At 69.8% G+C, this 7,708-nt stretch carries 7 protein-coding genes and 1 pseudogene; 4 read left to right on the forward strand and 4 right to left on the reverse strand.

What is annotated here, in order from left to right; genetic code table 11:
• Positions 1–84, reverse strand: a pseudogene (locus ACWELQ_RS31535) (hypothetical protein); the annotation flags it as partial.
• A gap of 44 nt (positions 85–128) precedes the next feature.
• Between ACWELQ_RS31535 and ACWELQ_RS31540 the strand changes: the two are divergent.
• The 3 genes from ACWELQ_RS31540 to msrB all read left to right on the forward strand — a co-directional run bounded on the left by ACWELQ_RS31540 (position 129) and on the right by msrB (position 3,513).
• Positions 129–1,643 carry an alpha/beta fold hydrolase gene (locus ACWELQ_RS31540; protein WP_452400685.1) on the forward strand — a complete coding sequence of 505 codons (1,515 nt, stop codon included), beginning with the start codon at positions 129–131 and terminating at the stop codon, positions 1,641–1,643.
• Between the two features lie 124 nt (positions 1,644–1,767).
• Positions 1,768–3,054: a glycosyltransferase family 87 protein gene (locus ACWELQ_RS31545; RefSeq protein ID WP_452400679.1), complete on the forward strand. Its 1,287-nt coding sequence runs from the start codon at positions 1,768–1,770 to the stop codon at positions 3,052–3,054.
• 9 nt (positions 3,055–3,063) lie between these two features.
• Positions 3,064–3,513 carry a peptide-methionine (R)-S-oxide reductase MsrB gene (gene msrB / locus ACWELQ_RS31550; protein WP_452400680.1) on the forward strand — a complete coding sequence of 150 codons (450 nt, stop codon included), beginning with the start codon at positions 3,064–3,066 and terminating at the stop codon, positions 3,511–3,513.
• A gap of 209 nt (positions 3,514–3,722) precedes the next feature.
• Here msrB and hemQ read toward each other — a convergent pair whose 3' ends face one another.
• The gene (gene hemQ / locus ACWELQ_RS31555) at positions 3,723–4,418 is read right to left on the reverse strand and encodes a hydrogen peroxide-dependent heme synthase (RefSeq protein ID WP_452400681.1); all 696 of its coding nucleotides are present in this window, start codon (positions 4,416–4,418) and stop codon (positions 3,723–3,725) included.
• A gap of 61 nt (positions 4,419–4,479) precedes the next feature.
• Positions 4,480–5,142, reverse strand: coding sequence for a TetR/AcrR family transcriptional regulator C-terminal domain-containing protein (locus ACWELQ_RS31560; protein WP_452400682.1), 663 nt, complete (start codon positions 5,140–5,142; stop codon positions 4,480–4,482).
• Positions 5,143–5,221: 79 nt separating this feature from the next.
• Here ACWELQ_RS31560 and ACWELQ_RS31565 point away from each other — a divergent pair, with 79 nt between their 5' ends.
• A complete protein-coding gene (locus ACWELQ_RS31565; RefSeq protein ID WP_452400683.1) occupies positions 5,222–6,172 on the forward strand; it encodes a serine/threonine dehydratase in 951 nt (316 codons plus the stop codon).
• Positions 6,173–6,351: 179 nt separating this feature from the next.
• Here the strand turns inward: ACWELQ_RS31565 and ACWELQ_RS31570 are convergent, their stop codons facing one another.
• Positions 6,352–7,617, reverse strand: a complete 1,266-nt coding sequence (locus ACWELQ_RS31570; RefSeq protein WP_452400684.1) for an oxidoreductase — start codon at positions 7,615–7,617, stop codon at positions 6,352–6,354.
• Between the last annotated feature and the right edge of the window lie 91 nt (positions 7,618–7,708).

Raw genomic sequence — 7,708 nt, forward strand, 5'->3', positions numbered from 1 at the left:
CTCGGTCTGCCACCAGGTGTCCACGATGGGAGTCTTGTTGCCGCCCACCACATCCCGGTACCAGCGCCAGGCCTCCGGGTTGACGCTGGACTCGGGCCGCTCTGCTGGCGTCGACACTGTCGGTATTGGTGACCACCGCCTGCGGGGCCGGGCCGTCGGACCGGCCGGCCGTCGCCGTGGAGAAACCGCATCAGGCCGGGTCCGCGCCCAGCAGCACGCCCGCCGACGCCGTCGTGCCCGCGCCCGAGGTGCCCAAGACCGACCTGTCCTGGAAGGACTGCACCGCACCGACGTTCAGCCTGCTCTCGCTCGGCACGCCGCCGCCGGGACTGGTGCTCGAATGCGCCGAATACACCAGCCAGATCGACGTGGCCGGGAATGTGGCGGGCAACTTCCGCAACGCGGCCATGCGCGCCCGCTACGACCGCACCCCCAAGGACGCGGCGCCGCTGATCCTCACCTCCGGATCCGACCGCGCCTCCACCGCCACCCTGGCCGGACTGGCCGCCGGGAACGCCAGCGCGCTGCTGGCCGCGCGACCCATCATCGCGGTCGACCGGCGCGGCATCGGCAGCTCGGTGCCGGTGAGCTGCATGACCGACCCGCAGCGCAAGGTGCTCGCCGATCAAGCCCAGTTCACGCGCGGCACAACCGATCCCGTGGACGCCATGAGCGTCGCCGGGCGCGAGGCCACCGTCGCCTGCCTGGACTTCCTGGCCCCCGGCCAGGGCATGTACGACGCCCCGCACGCCGCCGACGACCTCGAACAGCTGCGCAAGCAGTTGCAGGTCGACCACATCGCGCTGATGGGGACCGGCACCGGCGCGAACGTGGCGTTGAACTACGCGCGCAAATACGGCGAGCACCTCGGGCGGCTGGTGCTGGACTCGCCGCAGGCGGTCGGGCTGGACGCCAACGGACGCGCCGAACAGCGGGTCAAGGGGCAGGAGGCGGCGCTCACCGCGTTCGCGCAGCGCTGCGCGGCGCTGGGCTGCTCACTGGGGGCCGATCCGCGCGCGGCCGTGCTCGATCTCGTGAACCGCGCGGGCGCCGGGCAATTGGGCGATCTGTCGGCGTCGGTGCTGGTCACGACGCTGAGCAGTTTCCTGGGTGACTCACGCTCCCAGGGCAATCCGCAGCTCACCGAATTCGCCGACGCGCTCAGCGCGCTGGGGCGCGGCGACCACGGGCCGATTACCCCGTTCCTGCTGCGCGCCGCCGCGGGCGTGGCCACCGACGGTGAGTTCGTCAACCGGTGCAGCGACAATCATGAGCCGTCCACCCCGGACAAGGCCCGCACCCTCGAAACCAACTGGGGCACCCAGTATCCGGTGTTCGGCAAGGTCGCGGCCATCGACCTGATGGCCTGCTCGGCCTGGCCCGCCGCCACCCCCATGACCGCCCCCGACAAACTCGACCTGCCGGTCCTGGTGCTCGGCGGCAGCGCCGATCCGGTGGTGGGCCAGGACGGCCGCCCCACCGTCACCGGCGCGCTCGGCGCGGCGGGCGCACGCACCGCCACCGTCGTCTGGCAGGGCTGGGGCCACCCCACCTTCGCCCACTCCGGCTGCGCGCAACAATCTCTCGCCGACTACCTCAAGGACGCCACGCTCCCCGCCGACGGCACCGCCTGCCCGGCCTAGCGATTCGGACATACCCGGCGCGCCGCGGCGACCGGTGCGGATCGGTCGCCGCATCGGTAGACGGTCGCGGGTCATTCGCGGGTCGGCGCATGTGTGGGGGTGGGTTTCGGTGTACCGTGCCCGAGTGTTCCTTCGACAGCTCGAGCCGCGCACCGCTCGCACCACCGCCGAGGTACTGAACTTCGCTCTGTGGCCGCTCGCGATCCTCACCGTGATCCATCGCGTGTTCATCAATGCTGTCAACTATCACGTCACCAATGACTTCACGCCGGTGTACAACGCGTCGCTCGCGTTCCTCAATCACCGCGCGGTGTACAACGCCAACTTCAACTCGACCGACCCGGCGTATCTGTACCCGCCCAGCGGCACGCTGCTGATCTCGCCGCTGGCGATCATCGACCCGGAGAAGTCGCGGTGGGGCTTCATCCTGGTCAACGCGATCGCGCTGCTGCTGGCCTGGTACCTGCTGCTGAAGCTGTTCAACTACACGCTGAACTCGGTGGCCGCGCCCGCGCTGCTGCTGGCCATGTTCGTCTCCGAGACGGTCACCAACACCCTCGGCTTCACCAATATCAACGGGTGTCTGTTCCTGGCGATGATGGCCTACATCCACCTGCTGCTCAAGCGCAAAGACCTTTGGGCCGGTGTGGCATTGGGGTTGACCGTCGCGGTCAAGGGGCCATTGCTGGTGCCGCTGTTGCTGATTCCGCTGGTGCGCGGGCAGTGGAAGGTGTTCATCACCGCCCTGGGCATCCCGGTGCTGCTGAACCTGCTGGCCTGGCCGCTGATCGTGGATTACAAGGCGTTCTGGACGCACACGCTGCCGTACCTGTCGGAGGCGCGTGACTACTTCAACAGCGCGATCGTCGGCAATGCCGGGTATTACGGTGTCGCCGAATGGCTGACCTGGAGCATCCGCATCGTCATGGGCGTGCTGGTGCTGATCTCGCTGTGGCTGCTGTACCGCTACTACCGCGACGACGAGGTGTTCTTCATCTGCACCACCTCCGGCATCCTGATCACCGCGACCATGCTGCTGGGCCCGCTGGGGCAGATGTACTACTCGATGTTCCTGTTCCCCATGCTGATGACCGTGGTGCTGCGAAACTCGTTGCTGCGCAACTGGCCCGCCTGGCTGGCGATCTTCGGGTTCATGTCCTACGACAAGTGGCTCTCCGACCGCTGGCAGAGCATCGGCCGCGATCTGGAGTACCTGCGCACCACCTTCGGGTGGGGGCTGCTGCTGATCGTGGTGTTCTGCGTGCTCGGCGACCGCTACCTGGCCGCCAAGCGCGAGGGCCGGCTCGAGACCGGCAAGTCGCTGGATCCCGCCTGGATGCACCCGGAATGGGAGATCGACGACACCGAGGTCGCCGTCACGCCGCGCACCAAGGCCGGTGCCGCGTACTAGCGTGGAGCCATGAGTTCCGACGCTGACACCTCGACGGGGGCCGAACTGCCGGTCCCGCGCATCCAGCTCACCCCGCAGGAATGGCGGGCCAAACTGAGCCCGGACGAGTACCGGGTGCTGCGCGAGGCGGGCACCGAACGGGCCTTCACCGGCGAATACACCGACACCGAGACCGAGGGCGTCTACTCCTGCCGGGCCTGCGGCGCCGAATTGTTCCGCAGCGGTGAGAAATTCCACTCGCACTGCGGGTGGCCGTCCTTCTTCGACCCGGCCACCTCGGACGCGGTCGTGCTGCGCGCCGACGACACCCTGGGCATGCGCCGGGTGGAGGTGCTGTGCGCCAACTGCCACAGCCACCTGGGACACGTCTTCGAGGGCGAGGGCTACGACACCCCCACCGACAAGCGCTACTGCATCAACTCGATCTCGCTGCGGCTGCAACCCCTGGAAGGCAGCTGAGGAACGGAAGAACTTTCGTCCTGCCGGGAGGCCCACACGAGACCTTCGGCGTGCCCGCCCTGACACGCCGAAGGCAACTCGAGCGTCGACTTCCTCTCATCGCGGCTACACCCCTCGGGCAGCGCAGCGGATCGAGTCGCAGGAACACTATGGGGCGAGCGCGAATTCGGCGCACGCCCCGAATTCTGCGGGCAGTGCGCCGGATCCGGTTACGGCAGCGCCGCGATCAGCTTGTCGACCTCGACGCGCGGGCCGGTGAAGAACGGGATCTCCTCGCGGACGTGGCGGCGGGCCTCGGTGGCGCGCAGGTCACGCATGAGGTCGACGATGCGGTGCAGTTCCGGGGCCTCGAAGGCGAGGATCCACTCGTAATCGCCGAGGGCGAAGGAGGCCACGGTGTTGGCGCGGACGTCCGGGTAGTCGCGGGCGGCCTTGCCGTGATCGGCGAGCATCTTGCGGCGGTCCTCGTCGGGCAGCAGGTACCAGTCGTAGGAGCGCACGAACGGGTAGACGCAGATGTAGTTGCCCGGGTCCTCGCCCGCGAGGAAGGCGGGGATGTGGGACTTGTTGAACTCGGCGGGGCGGTGCAGGGCGGCCTGGCTCCAGACCGGGTTGGAGATCTGGCCGAGTTCGGTGGTGCGGCGGAAGTCGGCGTAGGCGGCCTGCAGTTCCTCGATCTGCTCGGCGTGCCACCAGATCATGAAGTCGGCGTCGGCGCGCAGGCCCGCGACATCGTAGAGGCCGCGGACCACGACGCCACGCTCCTCGAGGCCGTCGAAGAAGGCCTGCGCCTCCTTGATCGCCGCCTTGCGGTCATCGCCGAGCACGCCGGGCTCCACCTGGAACACCGAGAACATGAGGTAGCGGATGGTGTCGTTCAGTGCCTTGTAGTCGAGTCGCGCCATGGGACCCATCGTGCCACTGCGCCCGGACGCGCCCGGAATCGGGCAGGGCGGACATGGTGATTCAGGTCGCGGTCGGTGCTTCAAGTCGCGCCCAGGAGGCGATCAGGCGGCGCAGGCCGTCGCGGAAAACGTCGTCGCCGGTGAACAGCTCGCTGATGATGTCCAGATGGGTTGCCAGGACCGGGTATTGATCGGGGTCCAGGCCCGCCAGCGTGGCACGGGTGCGCAGGTGCCCAGGCTTGCGGTCGCGGTGTTCGACCAGGCCCGCGCAGCCGAGGGTGTAGAGGTAGAGCTCGCGGTAGCAGCGGAAAGCGTCGGCCGGGGTCAAACCCCGCGAAACCGTGTCGGCCAGTTGCGGTTCGGTCAGGCGCGCGAGCAGCCGGTGGCCCAGCCAGGGGCGCGGGCCGCGCAGCATCACCAGGCCCGGGTAGGCGGTGAGCAGGGTGTACCAGGCGGTGAAGCGGGCCTCGGTGACCGCTGCCCAGTCGCCGGAGCCCGCGGGGATCTCGGGCAGATCCAAGGCCAGCACGTCGGCCACCAACTCGACCAGTCCGTTGAAATCGCCGCCGCCCCTGCGCAGCACGGTGGTGTGCGAGACGCGCAGATCGGTGGCGATGGCACGGAAGCTCAACTCGGCGGCCCCGCGGCTTTCGATGATCGCCAACCCGGCCCGGGCGATCGCCTCGGGTGTCGCCTCTTCGAGCGACTTCGAGTTCCTGGGCATGCGACCAGCGTAAGTTACAGTGGAACAACGGGGGTCGATCGGTCCGGAAGATTCAGTCACGAGAACGAAAGAAGCGCACGTGCATCCGACATACGCCGAGGTGACCGCTGCCGCCGAACGAATCACCGGCCACATCCGGCCGGTGGTGATGGCCGCCGCGGACGCCGACACCGTCCCGGTCGCCGGTGAGGTCTGGTTCGCGCTCGAGCACATGCAGCACACCGGAAGCTTCAAGGCGCGCGGAGCCGCGAACTTCGTACTGGCGCAACAGGAGCAGGGGCGGCTGCCGCGGGTCGGGATCACCCTCGCCTCCGGCGGGAACGCGGGCGTCGCCGGGGCGTGGGCGGCCCGGCTGGTCGACTCCGCCGCCACCGTCTTCCTGCCCGACGCCGCACCCGCGATCAAGGTGGCGCGGCTGAAATCGCTGGGGGCGCAGGTGCTTTCCGGCGGCGCGGCCTACGCCGACGCGGCCGCCGAATGCGAACGCTTCGCCGAGGTCAGCGGCGCGCTGCGCTCACACGCCTACGACGACCCCTACATCGCGGCGGGTGCGGGCACCCTGATGGAGGAGATCATCGCGCAACTGCCCGACCTCGACACCGTGGTGGTGGCGGTCGGCGGCGGTGGACTGCTCACCGGAATCACGGTGTCCGCCAACGAGCACGGCGTGCGCGTGGTGGCCGTCGAACCGGAGCGTTGCCGCGCCTTCCACGCCGCCGTCGCGCCCGGCCACCCCGACGACGTCGACATCGACTCCGTGGCCGCCGACGCCCTCGGCGCGCGCCGCGTCACCCCCATGGCCCTCTCCGCCGCCGCCGAGGGCGACGTCATCCCCGTCCTCGTCACCGACAAACAGATCAGCGCGGCTCGCCAAACCCTCTGGGACTGCCGCCGACTCGCCGTCGAACACGCCGCCGCCACCGCCCTCGCCGCCCTCCTCTCCGGCGCCTACGTCCCCACCCCCGGCGAACGCGTCGCCGTCATCATCTGCGGAGCCAACACCGACCCCACCGACCTCGTCACCCACTGAAGAGTTACGCCGCCGAGGAATCTCCCGGCAGCGCAAGAAGATTCCGGCGTCGGATGTCGGGCGGCCGACGAGCCTGCTGCGGTAGCGGCGCAGGGCACACGGTCCAGCCGATCACCCGGGCGCACTGCGGTCAGCTTCCAGGTGCGGTGGCAGAGCAGCCGCACCGCGGCGAGGATCGATCAGCCCGCGGCGCGGGTGGCTGGGGCGACTGTCAGGGCCGATTGCGGGCGGCGGGTGAGCCAGTGGCGGTAGCGGCGTAGGGCGCGGTACTGGAGGATCTGGTCGGCGAGGAGGGCTCGGACCGGGGAGAGGGTGGGGGCCGGGTCTTTCGCGGTCGCCAGGCGGCGCATTTGGTGGCGGACCTGGGCCATTGAGGCGATGGAGGCCAAAGACTTGTCGGACCAAGCGATTCGGCGCAGGGTGCCGGTGGCTTCGAGGCCGTCACGCCAGCGAGCGGGGAGGTCGGGGGTGATGGCGAGGGCCGTGCCCATGCCGATGACGGCGACCTTGCTGGACAGGACTTGGTCGGCGGTGGCGCGGCGGGTGATGCCGCCGGTGAGCATGAGGGGCAGGGGGCTGGTTTCGGCGAGATCGGCGGCCAGATCCAGGAAATAGGCTTCGCGGGCAACGGTACTCGACTCGGCGATGCCGCTCGATCCGGCGATGCCGTTCGCCCCGGCGATGCCACTAGAGTTGGAAATGCCGCCCGATCCGGCAATGCCGCCCGAGTTGGCAATGCCGCTCGAGTTGGCAATGCCGCTCGAGTTGGCGGTGGCGCTCGAGTTGGCGGTGGCGCTCGACGCGGTCGGGGCGGTGGGGTGGCCTGCCATGGCGGGGCTTTCGTAACTGCCGCCGGATAATTCGACCAGGTCGACGCCGAGGGGGGCTAGCAGGGCGATCACGCGGCGGGCGTCGTCGGCGTCGAAGCCGCCGCGCTGGAAGTCGGCCGAGTTCAGTTTCACCGCGACCGCGAAGGTCGGGGACACTGCCGTGCGAATTTCACGGACTATGTCGAGCAGCAGCCGGGCGCGATTCTCGAGGGAGCCGCCCCAGGCATCGGTGCGGGTGTTGACCAGGGGCGAAAGGAATTGGGAGAGCAGGTATCCGTGGGCGGCGTGGATTTCCACGCCGTCGAAGCCCGCCTGTTCGGCGCGGGCGGCGGTGGTGGCGAAGCGGGCGACGGTGTCGGTGATCTGATCGGCGGTCATGGCGGTGGGGCGGCCGAATCGTTTGCTGTGCCTGCCCAATTCGACGGCCTTGTCGGAAGGGCCCCAGGTGACGCCGGGCATGCTGGCCTGCACCTGGCGGCCGGGGTGGCTGATCTGCATCCACATCGCGGCACCGGCCGCCTTGCCCGCCTGCGCCCAGGCGGTGAACGGTTCCAGGGGCGCGGGGGCCGGGAGGGGGATGGCGCCCGGCCCGCGGGGGGCCGCCCCGGGGACCAAAACAATGGCGGGGGGGTGGAGGCCCCCCCCCCCCCCCCCCCCGCGCGGGGGGGCGCGCCCCCCCCCCCCCCCCCCCCCACCACCCCCCCCC

Source organism: Nocardia sp. NPDC004722, from assembly GCF_053601505.1.

What these genes read in the sequence shown, in the direction of transcription:
- hemQ (WP_452400681.1), bottom strand. Translation starts at nt 4,418, where the DNA reads ATGGCGCGACTCGACTACAAGGCACTGAACGACACCATCCGCTACCTC.
- ACWELQ_RS31560 (WP_452400682.1), bottom strand. Translation starts at nt 5,142, where the DNA reads ATGCCCAGGAACTCGAAGTCGCTCGAAGAGGCGACACCCGAGGCGATC.
- msrB (WP_452400680.1), top strand. Translation starts at nt 3,064, where the DNA reads ATGAGTTCCGACGCTGACACCTCGACGGGGGCCGAACTGCCGGTCCCG.